General features: G+C 58.4%; 23 protein-coding genes. 11 read left to right on the forward strand and 12 right to left on the reverse strand.

Annotation, left to right across the window (positions count from 1 at the left end; all coding sequences use genetic code 11):
* The first annotated feature begins 528 nt into the window (after positions 1 to 528).
* Positions 529 to 1,182, forward strand: coding sequence for an outer membrane protein (locus AC56QX_RS33915; RefSeq protein WP_497112889.1), 654 nt, complete (start codon positions 529 to 531; stop codon positions 1,180 to 1,182).
* Positions 1,183 to 1,535: 353 nt separating this feature from the next.
* Here AC56QX_RS33915 and AC56QX_RS33920 read toward each other — a convergent pair.
* A protein-coding gene (locus AC56QX_RS33920; protein WP_497110998.1) for an IS630 family transposase occupies positions 1,536 to 2,484 on the reverse strand; the annotation gives its coding sequence in 2 pieces (ribosomal slippage) (positions 1,536 to 2,147 and positions 2,149 to 2,484; 948 coding nt in all).
* A gap of 1,658 nt (positions 2,485 to 4,142) precedes the next feature.
* Between AC56QX_RS33920 and AC56QX_RS33925 the strand changes: the two genes are divergently transcribed.
* Together AC56QX_RS33925 and AC56QX_RS33930 are read left to right on the forward strand one after the other, a co-directional pair.
* The gene (locus AC56QX_RS33925) at positions 4,143 to 4,430 is read left to right on the forward strand and encodes a hypothetical protein (RefSeq protein ID WP_497112890.1); all 288 of its coding nucleotides are present in this window, start codon (positions 4,143 to 4,145) and stop codon (positions 4,428 to 4,430) included.
* Between the two features lie 169 nt (positions 4,431 to 4,599).
* Positions 4,600 to 4,914 carry a helix-turn-helix domain-containing protein gene (locus AC56QX_RS33930; protein WP_497112891.1) on the forward strand — a complete coding sequence of 105 codons (315 nt, stop codon included), beginning with the start codon at positions 4,600 to 4,602 and terminating at the stop codon, positions 4,912 to 4,914.
* On the opposite strand, the gene AC56QX_RS33935 is transcribed toward AC56QX_RS33930, so the two are convergent.
* From AC56QX_RS33935 to AC56QX_RS33950, 4 genes are all read right to left on the reverse strand, one after another.
* Entirely contained in the window at positions 4,901 to 5,140 is a 240-nt protein-coding gene (locus tag AC56QX_RS33935) for a hypothetical protein (protein WP_497112892.1), read from the reverse strand. The two genes, AC56QX_RS33930 and AC56QX_RS33935, sit on opposite strands and share 14 nt — an antisense overlap.
* A 13-nt stretch (positions 5,141 to 5,153) precedes the next feature.
* Positions 5,154 to 5,363: a hypothetical protein gene (locus AC56QX_RS33940; RefSeq protein ID WP_497112893.1), complete on the reverse strand. Its 210-nt coding sequence runs from the start codon at positions 5,361 to 5,363 to the stop codon at positions 5,154 to 5,156.
* Entirely contained in the window at positions 5,338 to 6,222 is an 885-nt protein-coding gene (locus tag AC56QX_RS33945; RefSeq protein ID WP_497112894.1) for an ATP-dependent DNA ligase, read from the reverse strand. Before AC56QX_RS33945 ends, AC56QX_RS33940 begins: the two co-directional genes overlap by 26 nt.
* A gap of 97 nt (positions 6,223 to 6,319) precedes the next feature.
* Positions 6,320 to 6,658: a hypothetical protein gene (locus AC56QX_RS33950; protein ID WP_497112895.1), complete on the reverse strand. Its 339-nt coding sequence runs from the start codon at positions 6,656 to 6,658 to the stop codon at positions 6,320 to 6,322.
* Between the two features lie 57 nt (positions 6,659 to 6,715).
* Here AC56QX_RS33950 and AC56QX_RS33955 point away from each other — a divergent pair, with 57 nt between their 5' ends.
* Complete coding sequence (locus AC56QX_RS33955) at positions 6,716 to 7,915, forward strand: IS256 family transposase (protein ID WP_497112602.1); 1,200 nt, start codon at positions 6,716 to 6,718, stop codon at positions 7,913 to 7,915.
* Positions 7,916 to 8,742: 827 nt separating this feature from the next.
* Here the strand turns inward: AC56QX_RS33955 and AC56QX_RS33960 are convergent.
* The 3 genes from AC56QX_RS33960 to AC56QX_RS33970 all read right to left on the reverse strand — a co-directional run bounded on the left by AC56QX_RS33960 (position 8,743) and on the right by AC56QX_RS33970 (position 12,162).
* Positions 8,743 to 8,925, reverse strand: a complete 183-nt coding sequence (locus AC56QX_RS33960) for a hypothetical protein (protein ID WP_497112896.1) — start codon at positions 8,923 to 8,925, stop codon at positions 8,743 to 8,745.
* A gap of 694 nt (positions 8,926 to 9,619) precedes the next feature.
* On the reverse strand, positions 9,620 to 10,660 hold the full coding sequence (locus AC56QX_RS33965; protein WP_497112897.1) for a sensor histidine kinase: 1,041 nt from the start codon (positions 10,658 to 10,660) through the stop codon (positions 9,620 to 9,622).
* Positions 10,657 to 12,162, reverse strand: coding sequence for an ATPase domain-containing protein (locus AC56QX_RS33970; protein ID WP_497112898.1), 1,506 nt, complete (start codon positions 12,160 to 12,162; stop codon positions 10,657 to 10,659). The genes AC56QX_RS33965 and AC56QX_RS33970 overlap by 4 nt, the downstream gene beginning before the upstream one ends.
* Before the next feature lie 495 nt (positions 12,163 to 12,657).
* On the opposite strand from AC56QX_RS33970, the gene AC56QX_RS33975 reads away from it, so the two are divergent.
* The 3 genes from AC56QX_RS33975 (at position 12,658) to AC56QX_RS33985 (ending at position 14,447) form a co-directional block, all read left to right on the forward strand.
* On the forward strand, positions 12,658 to 13,167 hold the full coding sequence (locus AC56QX_RS33975) for a pyridoxamine 5'-phosphate oxidase family protein (RefSeq protein WP_497112899.1): 510 nt from the start codon (positions 12,658 to 12,660) through the stop codon (positions 13,165 to 13,167).
* A 325-nt stretch (positions 13,168 to 13,492) separates the two neighbouring features.
* Positions 13,493 to 13,756: a YMGG-like glycine zipper-containing protein gene (locus AC56QX_RS33980; RefSeq protein WP_057144520.1), complete on the forward strand. Its 264-nt coding sequence runs from the start codon at positions 13,493 to 13,495 to the stop codon at positions 13,754 to 13,756.
* 55 nt (positions 13,757 to 13,811) lie between these two features.
* On the forward strand, positions 13,812 to 14,447 hold the full coding sequence (locus AC56QX_RS33985) for a LolA family protein (protein WP_497112900.1): 636 nt from the start codon (positions 13,812 to 13,814) through the stop codon (positions 14,445 to 14,447).
* 188 nt (positions 14,448 to 14,635) lie between these two features.
* On the opposite strand, the gene AC56QX_RS33990 is transcribed toward AC56QX_RS33985, so the two are convergent.
* Both AC56QX_RS33990 and AC56QX_RS33995 read right to left on the reverse strand, forming a co-directional pair.
* Positions 14,636 to 16,036: a phospholipase D family protein gene (locus AC56QX_RS33990; protein ID WP_497112901.1), complete on the reverse strand. Its 1,401-nt coding sequence runs from the start codon at positions 16,034 to 16,036 to the stop codon at positions 14,636 to 14,638.
* Positions 16,037 to 16,165: 129 nt separating this feature from the next.
* Positions 16,166 to 16,510: a low affinity iron permease family protein gene (locus tag AC56QX_RS33995; RefSeq protein ID WP_497112902.1), complete on the reverse strand. Its 345-nt coding sequence runs from the start codon at positions 16,508 to 16,510 to the stop codon at positions 16,166 to 16,168.
* A 615-nt stretch (positions 16,511 to 17,125) separates the two neighbouring features.
* On the opposite strand from AC56QX_RS33995, the gene AC56QX_RS34000 reads away from it, so the two are divergent.
* The 3 genes from AC56QX_RS34000 to AC56QX_RS34010 all read left to right on the forward strand — a co-directional run bounded on the left by AC56QX_RS34000 (position 17,126) and on the right by AC56QX_RS34010 (position 17,951).
* Positions 17,126 to 17,425 carry a DUF1236 domain-containing protein gene (locus AC56QX_RS34000; RefSeq protein WP_497112903.1) on the forward strand — a complete coding sequence of 100 codons (300 nt, stop codon included), beginning with the start codon at positions 17,126 to 17,128 and terminating at the stop codon, positions 17,423 to 17,425.
* A 70-nt stretch (positions 17,426 to 17,495) separates the two neighbouring features.
* Positions 17,496 to 17,684 (forward strand): hypothetical protein, encoded by a 189-nt coding sequence (locus tag AC56QX_RS34005; RefSeq protein ID WP_497112904.1) that lies wholly within the window; start codon positions 17,496 to 17,498, stop codon positions 17,682 to 17,684.
* 120 nt (positions 17,685 to 17,804) lie between these two features.
* Positions 17,805 to 17,951 (forward strand): hypothetical protein, encoded by a 147-nt coding sequence (locus AC56QX_RS34010; RefSeq protein ID WP_497112905.1) that lies wholly within the window; start codon positions 17,805 to 17,807, stop codon positions 17,949 to 17,951.
* A gap of 48 nt (positions 17,952 to 17,999) precedes the next feature.
* Here the strand turns inward: AC56QX_RS34010 and AC56QX_RS34015 are convergent, their stop codons facing one another.
* Positions 18,000 to 18,209 (reverse strand): hypothetical protein, encoded by a 210-nt coding sequence (locus AC56QX_RS34015; protein WP_497112906.1) that lies wholly within the window; start codon positions 18,207 to 18,209, stop codon positions 18,000 to 18,002.
* Positions 18,210 to 18,559: 350 nt separating this feature from the next.
* Positions 18,560 to 18,781 carry a DUF768 domain-containing protein gene (locus AC56QX_RS34020; protein WP_497112907.1) on the reverse strand — a complete coding sequence of 74 codons (222 nt, stop codon included), beginning with the start codon at positions 18,779 to 18,781 and terminating at the stop codon, positions 18,560 to 18,562.
* A gap of 312 nt (positions 18,782 to 19,093) precedes the next feature.
* On the opposite strand from AC56QX_RS34020, the gene AC56QX_RS34025 reads away from it, so the two are divergent.
* Positions 19,094 to 19,330 carry a hypothetical protein gene (locus AC56QX_RS34025; RefSeq protein ID WP_497112908.1) on the forward strand — a complete coding sequence of 79 codons (237 nt, stop codon included), beginning with the start codon at positions 19,094 to 19,096 and terminating at the stop codon, positions 19,328 to 19,330.
* Positions 19,331 to 19,774: the final 444 nt, after the last annotated feature.

Consider the following 19,774-nt stretch of genomic DNA (forward strand, 5'->3'; position numbering starts at 1 on the left):
AAGCGTAGGCCGGTCCATGTTGACGTACGCCCCGCCAAGCAGCCGCCGCCCATCCGAGACCTTGTAGGCGCCGCACCGCGCCGGCGATATCGTGGACCTACCGTGTCGGCGGCTAACGACAACCGGTCTTTCCGCGCCTCCCAGATGTAGGATGGTTCCGGAGCCAGAGTCCAGTTTTGGACAATCGACTACATTGACCATGCACACCTCTATCATGGCCGAGGTTTTTGACACGGTTTACCTGAAACTGATTCTGCGGTTTTGCGTTCTGTGCCGTTGTAGGTTGGGACGGCAGGGCTTGGCAGACTTCAAGAATTACGGTGTCGGCAATGGAGGAAAACCCGCATACTTCCGCGTGGCTCGGCCAGCGGCAGGACGGCTAGCTCCACAATATGCCTATCCAAATCGTATTGCCGGAGGCATTGGAACGGTGTCGTTTTGAGCTAGCCCTGTGACTTTCTGGTTACAGACAAGATCGTTGGTGCTGCCTAACTGTGGTTGCAGTAGATTTGGTCGCCGGGGATTCTAATGAAAAGCCTTTTGCTCGCTTCTGTTTTTGGCTTGGCACTGTGTGCGCCTGTTATGGCTGCAGATATGGTTTCGCCTGTGGAAACCCCTGAATGGACTTGGCAAGGGGCTTACGCTGGCGTCTTCGGCGCGGGCACGCTTGAGCACTACAAGATTCACGAGCCTAATATCGGGGCCAGTGCCACACACAGTGTCGGTTCGGCAACCGTTGGAGGTTTCGCCGGCTACAACTTCGAATCAGGCAAGGTCGTCTATGGTCTTGAAGGTGAGCTTGGCTATCGCTTCAAGAAGAACACTTTCGACGACATTCCCGGACCGGGCGTCCTCGATGCGTCGACCGGGCTGTTCGGTTCTCTGAAGGGCCGGGTTGGCTTGGATATGGGATCGTATCTACCGTTCGTCACGGCAGGTGTCACAGCAGCGAAGTTGAAGACATTCTATCCTGGCGGCCCTGCTGAGCGCGATGCGACGATTGTCGGTGGCATTGTGGGTGCCGGTGTCGATGTGGCACTTACTCACAACGTGTTCTTACGTGGTGAGTACGATTTTTCCTTCTTCGGCAAGAAGTCGCTGGAGTATTGCGGCGGCGGGTGCACGCTTGAACACACGGTTCAGACGCACGACTTCCGCGTCGGAATCGCCATGAAATTTTAAGCTCACACGGCGTTTGTTCGTGCGCCCTTTGGGGCAGGAATGCCGCCTAACGCTTAGCCTTGGCAAAATCGATTAGGCCCGGGCGGAAAGCGGCGCCGCCGAAAAGGCTCCGGCCAAGCCGAAGGCCAAACAATCATCCCGGGCGTAGTGTGAACGGTCCTGCGTAACTCTTCCGTGATCACGGCATAACAGTCGCGCCGCAAATCAGCCATGTGAGCAATGCGGCGGACCTCACGGTTCGTCCGGCCGGTGTCGCGTTGTTCTCCAAGGCGTGGCGCCGGCCTCCCAAAACTCTGCTGTCCGACAACCCCGCCGCCCCATTCACGGCAGCGGCGGGCCGTCCCTAGAGCCTTTCACGTTTTGACGGAAGCGTAGCCTGCGTTTTGGAAGTAGTTCTTGCATTCGGCTGCCTCGATGGTTTCGACGAGGTGGCCGATGTAGCGCCAAGTGTCCTCGACGGTGCGTTTCTGAGCTTGGCGCATCCAGTGTTTGATCTTGGCGAAGGCCTGCTCGATGGGATTGAGGTCTGGAGAGTAGGGCGGCAGGTACCAAAGCCTGGCGCCGGCAGCCTTGATCATCTGCCTGATGGCCGCCGACTTATGACTTCCCAGATTATCCATGACGACGATGTCGCCGGGCTTCAGAACGGTGACGAGCTGCTGCTCGACATACGCGCGAAAGCATTGGCCGTTGATCGGTCCGTCGAAGACGCAAGGTGCTGCGAGCCGATCCCAGCGCAGCGCGCCAAGGAAGGTCAGCGTGCGCCAGTGGCCGTGCGGCGCCAGACCGCGCAGCCGCTTGCCCTTCGGCCCCCAACCTCGCAGCGGAGCCATGTTGGTCTTGATCCAGGTCTCATCAATGAAGACCAGGCACCGCGGATCGAGACCGGTCTGCCAGGATCGCCATCGCTGACGCCTGCGGGCAATATCAGCGCGTGCCTGCTCAAGGGCGAACAGCGTTTTTTTTGAAGCTCAGGCCCTCGCGGCGCAGGAACAGCCACACCGTATTGTGCGAGACCTTGACCCCGCGCGCATCCAATTCGTCCTTCAGCCGATGCAGCGTCAGTTCAGAGGTCTGATTGATCCGCTCCACGATGAAGGCCCGATGCGGCTCCAGAACGCGCTTGCGGTGTCCGCCCATCTTGCCCGGCGCCACCGATCCGGTCGCACGGTAACGCTGCGACCACTTCACTACAGAGGAAACTGCAACGCCAAAGCGCGAGGCAACCGCACGGCAGGTCTCCCCCTCGCCAACTGCCGCTACTGCACGCTCACGAAGATCATTTGAAAGCGCTCGCGTCATCAGATGCTGGCCTCCAATCCAGCCAGCATCTTGAATCACAAACACCCTTCTTTGGGAATCCTACGATTCTCTCAAAACAGGAAACGCTCTAGGGATCGCCAGACATGCGAAGACGCTAACAAAATACGTGGTCGCTGGGCTTGTCGGCCATCTCTATCCCTGGAGAAATTGAAAAGCCCGCGCTTCTCGGCCAGAGGTGCGCGGGCCGATCGGAGGCCCGATCTTCGGCAGGAGATGGAGGGCACCACCTGCCGCGCCGATCAACTTTTAGAACCGCCTAATGTTCCGCGATCATTTGACATTGAAAACAGCCTTGCCACATGCAGGTGAAGAAGCGAGCCAGCGAATTGCGGCAGCTCCCACGAGCCACCCTTAACTGGTCCCGCGCGGGGCGAAGAAGCAGGTCCACCTCATTCGGTATCTGCCTACGCGAAACGCCGGATAAAGAGTTTCGCAGATAGGATATTTGTCATCAGGCGATACCTGGACGCGGTCCCACGGAATGAACCACTCGCCAGTAGGCGGGTCATTTCGTGAGTAAGGCTGAGGTTGCTGGACGTAATAGCCCTGCCTAGTCGATCTGACATCCCGTGAAGCGATAGGATGGCAGTCGTGATCACTGCAACAATTGAGATGAAGAACAGGATCGGTCTTGCCGGAATACCAGCTATGGGCGTCGGCATCGCCGGCAAAAAGCAATGCAAACGCAAAATACCGTTGCGAGCGCCCCATGATATCGTCCCTCGCCTAATGACATAGCATATTAGCGATAGCTAATCAGTGGCGAAATTCGGATTTGTTTGGAGACGTCAATAGAAACAGCCCGACACGCGCCATGAAGGTCGGCGGAACCCAAGCGCACGTCGGGCCATTTGCGGGTGGGTGTGGCTAGGGGTTATTGGCCCGCAATGCCTAATTTATAGGCATATTGGAGATTGCTCAACTGAGACTGAAGTCCCCTATGCTACTGCTCGAAAGTCGGCTTCCAGTCGCTGTGCGCTTCGCGTCGATCCGTTCGTAGTCAGGAATGCATGTGAAGAACACGGGCCGCCTATCGCGACCGGCGGTCTTGCAATGCGAGCAGCTGAAAAGCCCTACGAGATCCTGATGCATTGAGCCATGATCCGGCCCGAGGCGGTCAATGAGCGCTTGGATATCGAGCTTGCTAGACCTACCGCATGCCGGATGAGAGCAGTTGACGTGAACGCTTTCGCGGGCGCCAGGGTGTCGGCAAGAGTCTGTTGGGGCGCCGTTGTGGCGTGGCGCAGCTTGCTTTCGTCCCTCAGAGAGGCCGTCGCATCCCACCTCGCGACGGCCTCATGCTTGCCGTCCACACCCACCGGAAACGGCACGCAGCCTCGTATTAGAGCGCACTAAAACCCGCCGTCTATAAAATTTGACATCATAGGCAGGAATCGCGCTCTCGATTTTTGGACGAGAGCCAATCACTTGGTAGGCGGCTATCGACTGCGCCTTCGTCAAGCTCGGCCTCGAACTGGCCGGTGACTGCTTTTGGCTTTTCGGTCCCAACTAATGGGGCGCCCTGCAGCGTATTTCATTTCGGGTCTTTTTTCGTTTAAGCGGAGAAACTTTTTCCAAAGAGCCAAGTTGATGCAACAAGCTGTCGCTTTGGCAGCCCTTTATTGGGAGAAATTTCTATGAACATCAAGATGCTAACAATGGGCGCGCTAGCGCTTGCGATGACGACTGGTTCGGCTCTGGCTGGCACCAGCACCGGAACGTCCGCGCTGGACGACCCGGCAAAGATGTCGCCGTTCTTCACCGATGCCGGCATGAAAACCTTGCGGTCGGAAGGCGATTTCAAGACCGCATGGATGGCCATGAAACCCGAGGAACAGCAGGCTGTGTTGAAAGACTGCGGCGATACCGCGATCAACAAGTCGCATGCGGATTTCTGCGTAATGGCGAAGAAGATGGGCGGCTGAAGCTAGGCCACCCCGAAGGCGGGCACCGGTGCCCGCCTTCGATTTGACCGCACGGCTGTCCGGACTCATAGTGGGCACCACGTAAGCGCGTGTCGATGCCGACGAGATCCGAAGCGTCAAACGACTGGGTCAAGGGAACATTTTAGCCATATTGAATGTTCGTGTTGCTATGGATAGCCGAAACCCACTCTCAGCAGATCAAGCAAGGGCAGCTCGAGCCATACTCAACTGGTCGCGAGTGCGCCTTGCCTCAAAGGCTAATCTTAGCGAAATGACGATTCGCGATTTTGAGAACGGCTTTAGGAAACCGCGTCCCCATAATGTCGCTGCAGTACGCCAAGCGTTGGAGGACGCCGGAATCGTTTTCAACGTCGAAGGCGCTCCGTCGCTAGCCCGCTTTAAAGGTGATAGAGGTCTCACGACCGAGCGGACGCACGCAGAAAATTTGGCCTTGATTGGAAGCGAGTGCATCAAATCTCAGTAGGCAGATTGTCGACTCCGGCTTCGTCCATCTCCGCTTCCATTTGTTCGCCTACCGCCTTGATCTTGCCGCCACCGGTCACCGGCTCGCCATCGAAGCCTTGCAGCCAGGCGTCGGCAAAGTCCTGCCAGTATCCCGGCGCCGCACGCTCCTTGCCGTCCTTGCGAGCCTGGGCGCCGTACATCCAGGCGTAGTTGGCGCGTTCCTGGTCCTTTTTAGCGACTGGCACTGTCTTCCTCCCGCTAGCGCCCCAAGGGCTGTCTTGAAAGTGAGACAAGTTCAGCCTCGTCTTTGATGCCGGCCATGTAGTTGGCGATGATCCGGGAGGCAATGGCGTCACGAGCTTCCGGCGACTGATTGTCGAGTCTCAAGTGCTCAAACACCCTGCCGAGCAACGCCACCTCGGAGGGGTTGAAAATGCCGGCCTCATTCGCCTTGGTGCGTATTGGCATCGATATCCTCCCGGAAGTCTTGCAGCGAAGCGTGCCGCAAATCCTCTTCGCCGCGCAAGTGCTTCACACGGCCGATAAGACCAGGCTTGACCCATTGCGTCGCCGGTCGCTTCATGCCCTCAGGCGCCGCTCCCGCGTGGTCCTGGACGCGTTTCCACAGCCGTTCGCGCATTTCCCGGTTCAGGTTAATGAAGGCGCTGCCGACATAGCGCCCCGTGCCGCGTTCAGCCATCAGCGCGAAGGCCGGCTTGCCCGGCTCACGCTCAACGCCGAGCAGTTCGAACTCTTCAATCTGATAGCATTTCGCCTTCAGCCAGTTGGTCGACGGACCGCTGCGATATTTGCTGTCACGGCGCTTCGAAACCATGCCCTCCAGCCCGGCCTGGTCAACCAAGTGGAAGATAGCTTTCGCGTCGCCTGGCATAGGCTCGCTGAACTGGATACGGCCGCCTTGCGGGATCACCGCTGCCAATATCTCGCGCCGGTCCTCCAGTGCCATGTCGCGCAGATCGTGACCATTGAGGTGCAGGAGATCGAAGGCGACGAAATAGAGGTCATGCTGCCGGCGGGTGATCGCCTTTCGCAATTCGGCGAAATCAGAGAGGCCGGCTTCGTTCAGAACGATTATCTCGCCGTCGATGATGGCGCTCCCGACACCAAGCGCAGCGCCGGCCGCCGCGAGGTCGCGATATTTGGACGTCCAGTCGAGACCGCGGCGGGTGAGGATGCGCGTGCCGTCCTCGTCGATGACGAGTTGCGACCGATACCCGTCGAACTTCACTTCGTGAATCCAGCCGTCGCCCTCGGGGGGCTTCTCCACCAGGGTCGGCATTAGTGGCTCGATGAATTTCAAACGCATGCACTGACTCGCAGGACCGCGATTCAATTAGCATGTGCTAAAATAGTTCCGGAACATTTTACGCGAATTGGAAGTTCGATCGGTCATGACAAAGCTATCAGACCTTGGCCCGCCGATCCCCGGCAAACTGCATGGCGGCGACCTGATCCGCGAGGAAGGCCATTTCTACAATTGTCCGAACTGCGGACAGAAGGTGGACCAGCGCGATTTGCGACAGGTGTTTTGGCACGAGGAGCCTGGGCATGAGCAGCTTGAGACAGAGCCACAAGCGACGATCATCGAGTTCCCGCGACGGAAATGAAAAAACCCGCCGGCCGGAGCCAGCGGGCTTGGTGCGGTCGCGTCCCCGGACGTGGTGTAGCTCGGCGGTAGCGAAGCCGCTCGCGAGCGCGCCCTCAACAGCGCCGTAGCGAGCGAGCGGCTTTGCGGCGGTCATCGATGTTCCCCGGTAAGGTCGGGTTGCTGACACCAACCTGATTCGAAGGAACCACCGATGACCGACGACATGATGAACCTGCGCACGCTCGTGGAGAAGACCCCCGACGCCGATATCTTGCGCGAGATGATCGGCTTTGCCGCCGAGCGGCTGATGGAGCTGGAGGTGGGCGCCGCCACCGGCGCCGGCTATGGCGAGAAGAACCCGCTGCGGACGGCTCAGCGCAACGGCTATCGCGATCGCGACTGGGAGACGCGCGCCGGCACCGTCGAGCTGCGCATCCCGAAGCTGAGGAAGGGCTCCTACTTCCCCGGTTTCCTCGAACCGCGGCGCATGGCCGAGAAGGCGCTGACCGCCGTCATCCAGGAGGCCTACGTCCAGGGTATCTCGACCCGCTCGGTCGACGACCTGGTCAAGGCCATGGGCATGAGCGGCATCTCCAAGAGCCAGGTCAGCCGGCTGTGCGAAGAGATCGACGGCAAGGTCAAAGCGTTCCTTGAAAGACCCATCGAGGGCGACTGGCCATACCTGTGGATCGACGCCACCTACCTGAAGGTGCGCCGCGGCGGCCGCATCGTCTCGGTCGCCGTCATCATCGCCGTCGGCGTCAACGCGGACGGCCGGCGCGAGGTGCTGGGCATGGAGGTCGGCACGTCTGAGGCCGAGCCGATCTGGACGGAGTTCCTGCGCAAGCTGACCCGCCGCGGCCTGCGCGGCGTCAAGCTCGTCGTCTCCGATGCCCATGAAGGCATCAGGGCGGCCGTCACCAAGGTGCTGTGCGCGACATGGCAACGCTGCCGCGTCCACTTCATGAGGAACGTGCTGGCCCATGCCGGCAAGAGCGGGCGCCGTGTCGTCTCCGCCTTCATCGCCACCGCGTTTGCCCAGGAGACGCCAGAAGCCGCAAGCACGCAATGGCGTGCCGTCGCCGACCAGATCCGGCCGAAGGTGCCAAAGCTGGCGACAATCATGGACGACGCCGAGCCCGACGTGCTGGCCTACATGACCTTCCCCAGAGAGCACCGCGCCAAGCTGCATAGCACCAACCCGATCGAGCGCCTCAACGGCGAGATCAAGCGGCGCACCGAGGTCGTCGGCATCTTCCCCAACGATGACGCCATCGTCCGCCTCGTCGGCGCGCTCCTGCTCGAACAGAATGACGAATGGGCCGTGCAGCGGGCGCGCTACATGACGCTGGAAACCATCAGCCAAATGAGCGATGATCCTCTCACCAGCCTGCCAGCCGTGGCACGCTGATCATCCCGGCCCTATGCCGGAGAGCGCGGCGACCAAGCCGTCAGCTACACCACTCCCTGGGACACGATCCTTGGTGCGCTCACCTCGAAAAGGTGATCAGCCGTTTTGCACTGGCCCAGAGATCGGAATGGCCTGCGCCGTTATCGTCGGCAGGCACTGGCGTTTGGTCAGAACCGGCTTTTCATATGTCTTCGTCATGTACGCTCCTCGCTTTTCCCTCGCTGCAAACTGCCTTGCGTGAGAAACAAAAAAGCCGCCAGCGGAGCTAGCGGGTGATGGTGAGCATGCCTTCAGGGAGCTGGCGGCGGTGGCGGCGGAATGATCGATGCGCCGGGACCTGCCGTTACGGCGGAGAGACGGTCCTTCTTTGACAGTGCAGGCTTTTCACATGTCTTCTTCATATTAGCTCCTCGCTTATCCCTCGGTCGGCAAACTGCCTTGCGTGGGTTTTCGGTCAAACTCTTCGGCGGCGATCACCGCCAACGTAGATCAGGTAGCGACGCAGCTCGATGGAGTGCAAGCGGCTGTGACAGCCGACAGCTTCTCTCGCTTCTTGAATTCAGGCTTCTGATAGGTCTTCTTCATGGAGTATCCCCCGGTTGGTCCCTCGACCGCGAAACTGCGGTTAGCCGCCAAAGATTATCAATCGGATACGCTAAACTAGCGAAAGCTTAAGGCTCGGGTGTTGCTCCCGCGCAATAGAGCGGTGCGACGATCCAACTAACCGCTTGGATTTCATCGCCAAACGAAGAGCCCGCCACCGACGAAGCAGTGACGGGCTCTCGTTTGTCCGCTCGGTCGAGGGACAACCGAGCAGATGGTGAACCTCAAGGGCGCGAATTGGTTCCAGACAGCTGGTGGACTATCGCGGTACCGGCGGAGTTACGGGCGATGGCTTCTTCGTCGTCCGGCCTGCCGATGCCCCAGCCAATCACAGCAAGCTGCAATCCTCCCAGCAGGATGCCAAGAACAGGCTTCGCGATTGCAGTTTGCCTTCTGATGTTTGTCATCTGCCTAACCGTAAGGGGCGGTGGCCCGCGCCATCTCGGCGATACGCGGGCCGACCAAGGTTTCCCTGGCCAAGCGACCGCGCCGCTGAGCCTAACAGCGGTAAGCCAAATATGTTCCGTGAACGGCACGCAATTGAGGGGCGCCTCGCGGCAGCCTAGATCCGCGAACTCTGCGCGAATTTGGTACCGCGTTACTCAGGCTGCTGTAATCGGCGATTGGCGATGAATTTTCGGCGGCTGCTCTCGTGCCGTGCGCTGAAGCGCGTGTCTGAACAAGCGCCAAGTCAGGCGAATATCGCTACCAAGGCTTAGGTTCCCACCCTCGAAGCAGCTTGGCTGGCAGATTAGAGCATGCAAGAGCGAAGTCGCGGTTTGCGGGACCGAACGCAACCTTTTTTTGCGGACTACGTTTGAATCTCGCTGACTGCTAAGGAAGGGGAGATCCATGGACAGACTAGGGAACCGCAGCAATGGGTTTGAGGCGTTCTTGGTCTTCATTATTGGTCTCACCGCGATAGGCGCCAGCATTTCCCTTTACTTCGCCGGCTGACCGCGCCGAACGCTTGACGATAGCGCCGAACCCGACGCGCTATACGGCGAAACCAGCGACCTCTAACCCAGGACTGCGGGTGCGAGCACTGCGCCTCTTCGGCCGCGTCCGAAAAACCGGGGAGGACCATTTGGTGCGCCGCCGTCAATACCCAGGCACGAGCCTTGTATCGCGCACAGGCAACGCCATTGCGAAGCGCAGACCTTCGGGGTGGTAGTTCAATTCCACCTTGGCGTCGCACTGTACAGCTACAACCTTCTCTAGCAGCGTCGTGCCGAAACCGCGCCTTTTGGGCTTCTCTACTGGAGGCCCTCCCCGTTCCAACCAATCGAGAGTGACGATTCGAGCATCGCCCAGCATGCCAACCGACCACCGGACTTCAAGGCGCCCTTGAGGCCGAGATAACGCCCCATACTTCGAGGAATTGGACGCAAGCTCATGAAACGCCATTCCAACCGGTATCGCGATATCGGCGACAAGCGCTACATCGGGGCCTTCGAGCAAGACACGCGACTTGTCGTTTGTATCATAATGTCGCAGCTCAGACTCAAGCAGCTTTTGTAGAGAGGCCATCTGCCAGTAGTCGTCAGTCAGCATCGAGTGCGTGTCGGCCAGCGAGACGATTCTTGCCGAGAAATCTCGTATGAAGTCTTCGACGCTGTCACTCGACTTCGCGGTCGCCCCCATCATGGCACGGACGTTGGCCAGCGTATTTTTGACACGGTGATGAAGCTCTCGGATAAGCAGCTTCTGCCGATCGGCAACTTCCTGCTTTTGTTCGATATAGGACTTCACCTCAAGCTGGCGGGCGCGAGCGCGCAGTGCCGATCGCACGGAATTTGCCAGGCTGGAGGCCAGGAACGGCCGTTCCAGGACAATCAGGTAGCCATCCAGAAACGAGAGCCGCTTGTCGATTTCTGTCCCCCGCATGGTCAGCAGCACGATCGGAAAATCCGACCACGTTGGCTGCCGATCCAGCCAGGACGCAAACTGGTTTCGGTCCGCGCTAATCAAGGCTTCCTCGGCCACGACCAGACACTGGGCCTTGTCCAGATGCGGAAGGGTTTCGTCTAGGCTCGCGCAGAAATGCGACGCTATCCCATTCGTCGCCAGAATTGAGGCTGCAATCTTTGCATCGCGCCCCACCGGCGCAAGCACGAGCACACCGCGTTCCGATGGCATCACGATGCCTTGTCTTTGAGGAGATCGCCCTGTTTGCCTTCATAGGTTGGCACACCGGTCAAGATCCCTCTGAATTCCTCCAAGGGCTCGCCGACGGCCAAGCCCGCGGCGCTGATCTTGAATTCGCGGATAGTGTCTTCATGCGGGCCGACGCGCTTCTTGACGACCGAAACAGCTCGTCTCAGCCGGCCACCACTTTCAAAGAAGCGCAGCAGCATGACGGAATCACAGAGATAGGTCATGTCGACAGGTGCCGCCATTTGCCCGATCAATCCATGGTTGGCCAGAAGCAAAATCGTGACCACACCCTTCTGGTTGAGATAGGTGAGAATCTCGTGCATCTGCAGCACAAGATGTTGCTCCTCCGACATGGCGTTGAGATAGCCAGTCAGGCTATCGATCACGACTATTCTGGCATTGGAGCGCTCCACGGCCGACTGGATGCGCGACGACAACTCGCCCGGCGACAGTTCCGCTGGGTCAACTTGCTCCAGCAACAAGCTCCCATCATCGGCAAACGACTTCAGATCCATGCCGAGCCCCGACGCGCGCGCCAGGAATATCCGCTTGGTCTCATCGAATAAAAGAACCATCACGGGTTCACCGCGCTCCAGAGCGGCATGGCAATAGGTGCAGGCAATAGTGGACTTGCCTACGCCAGATGGCCCCATCAGCAGAGTGCTGGTGCCGCGTTCAAGGCCGCCGCCAACCAGCGTATCGACGGAGCTGTTGCTGACAGCCGGCGTGCCGTGCTCGGCCATTTCATGTTCGGCAGCAACAAGACGGGGAAAGACTGTGACGCCGCCCGGGCGAATGACGAAATCGTGGAAGCCGCCGCGGATTTGGACGCCGCGCATTTTGATCACACGAAGCCGTCGACGCTCCCCACCATAGATCGGCGAAAGCTGCTCCATTCGGATCACGCCGTGGCTGATCGAATGCAAGTTGAGATCGTCATGTTCGGCGGTGAGATCATCCAGCAGAAGTACGGTTGCGTTGTTGAGAAGAAAGAAGCTCTTCAAGGCCAGGACCTGGCGTCGGTATCGCAACGAGCCTTGTGACAGCAGGCGAATTTCCGACAAGGAATCGAAAACCACGCGATCAGGTTTCATGCGCTCGATTTCGGCGAGCGCGGACTGCACAGTCTCACCCAACTCCAGATCGGACGAGTGCACCAAGGTCTGAAGTTGCGAAGGGTCGAGGCTAAGCTCGGGCGGCACCAACTCAAGAATCTCAATGCCGTCAAGTGAAAACCCGTGCCGGTCAGCGACCGCCCGCAGTTCTCGCTTGCTTTCGGAAAGGGTGATGTAGAGGCATTTCTCGCCATTCTCGGCGCCCTTGATCAGGAACTGGAGCCCGAGCGTCGTCTTGCCCGAACCTGGCCTGCCCTCGACGAGATGTGAACGAAATTTCGCGTATCCACCCCGCAGGACGTAATCGAGGCCCTCAACGCCGGATGGCGTAGGTGAAGCGTCAGTTTGGTCCACGTTGCCTCGCTCATGCATTTCGTGAACACCCTAACGGATGGCATTTTCAATGGTTCCTTCCGAGAGGAGAGTGGCGCTGCTGTGCATTCGATGCCGGCAGGCGGCGGCCCTGCGCTATTTGTCTCTTCAACCTGAGTTGCCGCGGGCACGTCCGTGTTGCGGCACGGTACGGCTCTCTGCGCACCACCCAAGGCCGCAACAAACGCGACACCGGGGACCCCAAGGAAGTCACAATACGGTAACTCGGCGCTAAGCCGGCCCATCAGACATCGACGGGACGATCAGGCGGTTGCCGCGCCCCTGCGTGAGATCCGAGAGTTGGCGGACAGATCCGACCGGTCGACCAAACTTGCTGCACATCGAACTCCACACCGGATGAGTGCCTCCACCGCATCAATGTCCCGCGGTCACCGGCACTGCCAAAAATGCAAATGGCGAGCAACCCGGCAATTCCACGGGAACAGGATATCCGCATACGAGTTGTACGAGCACATCAACCGCGGAGTATAAATTATGGCCAGGCGTCGAGAACAAAAGACGCATCTCTCACCCGCTGAGGCAACAGACCGCATTTGGGAACTCGCCAAGGAAATCGACATCTGCATGTTCGTGACGTGGGACGGCGAATACAATCGCGCCAGGCCGCTTTCTGCCCGTGTGTTCCGTGAGGAAAACGCTATCTACTTCCTCGTCAATGACGACAGCGCCAAGAACAAGCAGCTGTCGCAATATCCGAAAGTGACATTGGTCTGGAGTGACAGCAGCCACTACAAATATGTCACGATCTCCGGCCCGGCTTCAGTCACAAATAACCGAGCAAAGATCGCCGAGCTGTGGGAGAAGACTGATGCAGCTTGGTGGGATAACGCAGACGATCCAGAAATCCGGCTGATAACCGTGAACCCGGACGAAGGCGAATTGTGGGACAGCCCCGGACTGGTCGTCGCTACAGCGAAAATGGTGTTCGCGGCTGTGACCGGCGCCAAACCAAATGTGGGCGACAACGCCAAGGTCGATCTCTGAGACAGCAAGGCCGCCAAGCATTGCGCGTATCATATGACCGGTTTCCCTCATCTTGGGATGGTGCACGGCGTTCAGAAAATCCGAAACGAAAGATGCCCCCTGCCACGACGCGGAAGCTGGCGCTCGACGAGGATGCGCTCTTTGGTTGGCATAAATTCACGCAAGCGCTCAACCTCATCTCCGAGGGCACAACGGGATTGTCAGACGAAGTCATCACCCTTCAGCGAGAACGCCGGCGCCTTGGAAGACCTAGCCGGGGTCGATGGATCGAAAAACTCCGTGGCGCATTTAAGCTTCGGCTAATAATGGCCTCAGGAGAGAACCCATGAAGAAGACGCTGCTCATTTTGAGTCTACTCATTCCGCTCGCGGCATGCTCCCGCACAGAACAAGGCGCTGCCGTCGGCGGCTTGGGTGGAGCAGCTATAGGCGCAGCAGTGGCCGGCGACCCGGTGCAAGGAGCGGTTGTTGGCGGGGCGGTCGGCGCACTAGCCGGGGCGGTGATAGGGCACGCCAGCGAAGCCGGCCAATGCAGATATCGCGATCGGCATGGCCGAGTCTACGTTGCACGGTGCCCGGACGGATATTGATGTGAGGGCGCGTGATCTCATTCGATCACGCGCCTCCTCGCGATAGGACAAGTGAATGGCACACAAGATCAAAACATTGCTGGGTTTATGGTTTGCCGTTCTCATCGCTGCCGCGATAAACTTCGCACTTACGGCTACGGTGTCGGCCGCGCCTGTAGAAGCGAAGACCATTGCCGATCACTTCTCATCGGTAAAGTCCATGTCCGGTGACTTCGTCCAGTCGGGCCCAAGAGCGGAAAGGAACAGCGGAACATTTTTTCTCCAGCGGCCGGGCAAGATTCGGTTCAACTATGCAGGTCAATCAGGGATCAGCGTGATCGCAGATGGAAAATCCTTGGTGGTCTATAACAAGAAGCTCAAGACTTCGCGGCTCTATGCCCTCTCGAAGACCCCTCTTAAGCTTTTGCTCGACGATCATGTCGATTTCTCCAGCAATCGCGTCAAAAGCATCAGGGACGATGGCACCCAGGTTATGGTCAGGCTGGCTGACAAGTCGGCCTTCGGCAATTCGAACATAACAATGGTGTTTGAAAGAAAGTCGCTCGATTTGCGCCGATGGAGCCTTACCGACGAGAAGGGCCTTACAACGACAGTCACTATAACCAACGTGAAGCAGGGCATTCGCGCTCCCGCGGGCACCTTCATGATCGACTATGCGGCAAATCGTGAATTCAACACCAAAACGAAATAGCCTTCGAGCAGGTACGGTCCAGGTCTAGCGCTGAGACGATGCGCAAATGGGAATCGTCACTGTCAGTACGACAACCAACTCCGTAATCCTCGCCCATGTGTGCACTGGCTGCTGGTCGTCGCTTCCATTCGACCATGCTAGGCAACATGCTCAGGACCGCCCCCTCCTTCGGCACAAGTCACCGATTGCTAAAGCTGGGATTCGATCGGAAGGTGCCTGACGAGCGCTGCCAAGACGCGGCGGAGAAATGCTGCCTCGGGTTCCCGGGTATAGGTTTGCGGTCTGCCTTCATCGCTGCCATGCCAGCGCAGAACCTCGTTCTTCAGTTCGAGGCGATAGCTCGCTTCCGGCGCTATCTCCGATTTGAACCGATGTCGCAGTTCCGCGACCAGCTTTTCGTCTTCAAAAAGCACGCCCATTTCCGAATTCAACGATACGGACCGCGGATCGAAGTTGAAGGATCCGACGAAACCGACGCGGTCGTCGACGCTGAACGCTTTGGTGTGCAGGCTGGCGCCTTTGGATCCAAATACGGAGATCTTCGGCTGGCGGCTAAAGGGCTGAAGCTCGAAAAGCTTGACGCCCTTTCTCAGCAAGCGCTTGCGATAGTTGGCGTATGCCCCGTGGACTGCGGCGACATCTGTCGCGGCCAAGGAGTTGGTCAAAACAGAGACCTGCACCCCGTCGTCGACGAGGTCGCCGAGGATTTTTGAACCCTTCTTGCCGGGGATGAAATATGGCGACACGATTTCCACACACTTGCGCGCCGACTGAATGATTGGGAGCAACTCCTTCATCAGCCAACTGCGCGGTCTCCATCCTCGAACCTTCTCCGAAGGGTCCGAGATCACGCGCACGCGCTCGACCCAATGCACGTCGCTGCTCGCCGCTATGAACTCGGCGATGGAGCCCTTGTCTCCGATACCGCTCAAAAGCGTCGACTCGGTTTCAGCGTCGCTTCCCTCGATATAAGGGGCATGCGAGTCTGGTGCGGCGGCTGCGAGTTCACCTATTGGCTTCGCGTGCCGACATACCCAGAACGTCTGGAAGATTTGTGCGGTTTGCTGGACGGCGGGACCGAGGAGCAGCATGTCGAGGTCGCGGAAATTCGTCTCTGCCGCGTCGAAATAGGCATCGCCGACATTGCGCCCACCAACGATGGCGATGTTATCGTCGGCAATCCACGCTTTGTTGTGCATCCGCCTTGTCAATGCGAAAAGCCGCAAGAGGACTTCCGCGCCACGCATGACGCCGCGCGCTCTGATGCCGCTCGGGTTGAACAATTTGAGTTCGATGTTTGGATGCTTACTCAGCGCCAAATAAGCGGCATCGCTCGTGCGCGGATTGACATCGTCGAGCAGCATTCTGACGCGCACGCCCCGCTGGGCGGCCCGGACAACTTCTTGTAAAAGCAAGCGTCCCGTGTGGTCGTCATGCCAGAGATAATACATGAGATCGAGCGTGCGAGCGGCGCCCCTTGCCGCCAACACACGTGCAGCGAACGCATCGTAATTGTCCGAGATCAGCAGCAGGCCACTCTTACCCGCTTGGATCTTGTCTGTCGTGGTTTGCGTAATCGAGACGTCCATGAATTTGACCAGTTTAGGAGGAGAACGAGGCGCCGTTTGATAGATCAAGAACCCGCAAGCGCTGATCTGGTTGCAGGAGAGGAGGGTCGTGAGCCTGCTGATGGATCACGAAAAGCTCGCCGGTGATGATCAGGTGGCTCGCCCATTTCGTTGCGCTGCTTCTTGTTCCAGCATCCCAATCTTCTCCCGGATTTCCTCCGGCTCGGCATGCTCCAGTCCGACAACGTCGTTTCTGGTCTCGTTCAATGAAACGACGATCTCATCTAGCTTGGCATGGATGGCGGCGGTATCGCGATAGCCCTGTATGAGTACAACACCAGTGATCACAATGGCGGCCACCGAAAGCGCATAGGTGACCGCGTTGGTCATTCCGAACGGAACCAGAGCGGTGCACACCAGCATCGCGACCATCATGACGTAGAAACCCGGTGGTCGGGAAAGAAAGTCGGCCGCCAAGAAAAGGATTCGGTTCATTCTAGCGGCCGCATAATTGTGACACCGCGGCTCGATTTCGCGTCAAATGCCGCCTTGGATAAGACCACTCCATCATATTTTCACCAGGGCAAATACCGCTATCAACGCGGTGATGACGACGCAGATGGGCCCGGCCAAGAGCAAGCCAGCCTCGATGAGGCGATTTTCTTTATCGTGGAACATCCAAGCCCCCCGCGCTTAGCAAATTGAAGTGGAAGGGTTCGCTCGCCGCTGGCGCAGCGAGCGAACCGTTATCAGCGCAGGAAGGGACATAGCTGCGCGGATTTTGATTGTTGCGAATGTCGTCTTCAGCCAAGGGATATTCCAATCACGAGCAAGGTTATGGCCAACAGGAAAACCGGCGCGAGCAACCAGCGTGCTTGACCAACACTCCTATCCACAAATTCCGTCCTCCGTTTCCGTGCCTGACAACCTCCGCTACAGGCGACCGTTCCAAGCTGAGTGGACTGCAGGACCATTGCCGAATTCTGATCAGACCTAGGTCCGATTGCGTCCTCTACTGAAGTCCGACCAAGGGAACGATTGCATCCGCGCCAGGTTGGCGGTCGGGCTTCGACGTCTTTGATCGAGGCCAATCTCACGAGGAGCAAGACTATGAAATTCCATCTATCTGCCGCAGCTGCGGCATTTCTTCTGCTCGCAGGCGTCGGCGTCGCAGCGGCCGAGGACATCATTATTCAACCGGAGCAGGACACGATTATCCGTGAATATGTGAAGAAGCAGCCGCTTGCGTCGGTGAAGGTTCCCGGCGTCGAACTCAGCATCGGCACCGCTCTGCCCGACACGGTCGAACTTCGAGAAGTTCCAAACGTCAAATACCGCTACGTCGTGATCGACAACCGCACCGTTCTGGTGGATCCAAGCACCCACAAGATCATCAAAGTCTACGACTGAACGGCCTTGCCGCCAAAACCCGCCGCCTCTGCCGGCGGCGGGTTTTCAAATGAAACGGAAAGGTCACAAAATGCAAGATCTCGCAAAATCCGATGCCTTGGAAACGCGCGTTGCAGCCCTCAGAACAAGGTTCGCGGACGCGAACATCACCGGCGGCGACATGAAGGCCTTTCGAAAAGTCGCGACTGTGATGGCGGACTGGCGAGGGCAGATTGACGGAGACGACCTGATCGCCGCCACTTTCTTGAATGAGGATTAGCTTCCTGGCGCTTGGCCTAAGGTGGACCAGCCGCCCGCGCTATAGCGTCGGATTGGAGCAAGGAAACGACATGACTTCGACGGCAGCGCTCATCTGATATCTGGTCGTCCGCAGGGAGGCATGGCGGTGTTGCCAAGCACTTTCGACAAGCGCGAACAATGCGCGGCCGCCGTCGCCGAATACCAGAAGCAGCCAACGCCGCCGGGCTGGACCTTGCAGTGCATCCCGAGCGCTTCGCCCTTCACCAACAATGGGTCCGCCGAATAGTGTGAGGCGGGTAAGGCCGGCAGAGCGATTGCGTGGTGCGGCTCTCCTTTAGGCCTTGGGGTCGACGGTCGCTTCGAGAAGCTTGATATGATCGGTCGCAATTTTGAGCAGGGTTTCCGCGGTTTCTTTCGCTGTCCATCCCTGGGCCTCTGATTCAGCCACCAATGCCGCGAACGCTGCTTCCAGGGCCACCTCGCAGTTAACCGTTCGGTCCGGGCTAGCTTCCGACAATATGGGTGGTTGAATGGCTTGGGACATGCGCGCGATCTCTCGACAAATGGGGAAGGCCTCGTCTTAGGCGCCGGCCGATCCAGGTTTGGTCCCATCTTCGGCAGGTGACGCGAGAAAGCGCTGCCTGCCGCAATCACCAACCCTCAGGAGTCCATAATGTTCCAGCACCGATCAAATCGCGGGCATTGAAGCTTGCCTTGGATAGTGCCTGGTAGATGAGTGCCTGGTCTCGGAGGCCATAAGTCTCAGGCCCGTCACATCAGTACCGGCTAAAACCTAGGGCTAGCCGAAACGGTCATCTGCCCTGAATCCCGTGGCAGTGGGCTCACGAGGGCGCCCTGAATGCAACCGATTGGTGCGAGCCTACCCGTATCGTGTCATTCAGGAAAGTCAGGCTGGGGCTGCTCGATGGCATCCAGAATAGTGCGGTAAAGGCTGTCGACCTCTTCGTCGATTTCAACCCGCTTGATCCCGAGCGCCTTGGCGTCCGCGTGCAGCATGTGCGTGAGTTCATCAACCAGGATCACATCGGCTTTCATAGTCCTAGGGACGTTGTTGGCGATCCATTGATCCAGAAAGTTACGGCCGCGCTCACTCATGGAGCGATAAGCTCAACCGCAAGCTTAAGTTCCGCGCGCCCTTCTCTAGCGTCCCAACGGCTGCCTGGACAGCGCGACCAACTCGGCCTCATCAACAACGCCGGCCATGTAGTTGGCTATGATTCTGGAGGCCATTGCGCGGCTAACCTTCTGCACGCCCAAGGCCGGTTACCGTGTGGGTAGATTAGAAGTTCGGGGTACATCAAAGTGAAATGACGCGCTGTACGAACTGTCGCATGAGAAGTGGGCGGCGGCTGCTTGTAGGCTCTGCTGCTTGAGAGCGACGATCGCACTGTCACCCGGAGGCGCCTGATGTTAGAACGACCCATCCGCTCGTATAACGACGCGTTCTATCCTGCCGACCTCGAGGCTCTGAAGGCGGCGTATGATGCCCTTTGTGCCGAACTCAACGTTTGCCCTGATACGGATGATGCACAGGGGATTGCCGCCGAGTTGATAAGACTGTTCCAGGCCGGCATGACCAATGAAGACATGCTGGTGATCGCCGTCAGGGCACGTTGGCAAAATGACTGGAAGATTGCTGGCTGAACTTTCCGAGCGGCTTTTTGAATGCTTGGAAGTTGTCGGTGCCGGCTGATTGCCCTGCTGCTCGCCGCTGCTCGAAGGCGAAGTGACTTCGGGTGCTGCTAGATTTCGGCGATGCGCCAGGCAACGATGGCCAGAACAAGCGCGCCCAGAAGGACGCCCAAAACAGGTCGACCCAATCCACCTTGGCGAGCCTTCTTTTCCGGGATGTTGGTCGTCATATTTTGTACCTTGGGGAAAGGAGGAATGGCCCGAACCTCTGTCAGATCCGGGCCGATCAAGTTGCGAACCTCGACCTGCAGCGCTGTCCAGGTAGGGACGCTGCATGCCCGCTAACTTGCCGCAGCCTTCGAAGTCCGTCGCCAACGAAAAAGCCGCCACTAAGCGAACGATGGCGCGGTTTTAATGAAGCTGCTCCTGCAAGTTTCCGACTGGATGCGTTCTTCG

Source organism: Mesorhizobium sp. RCAM 06353, from assembly GCF_059683585.1.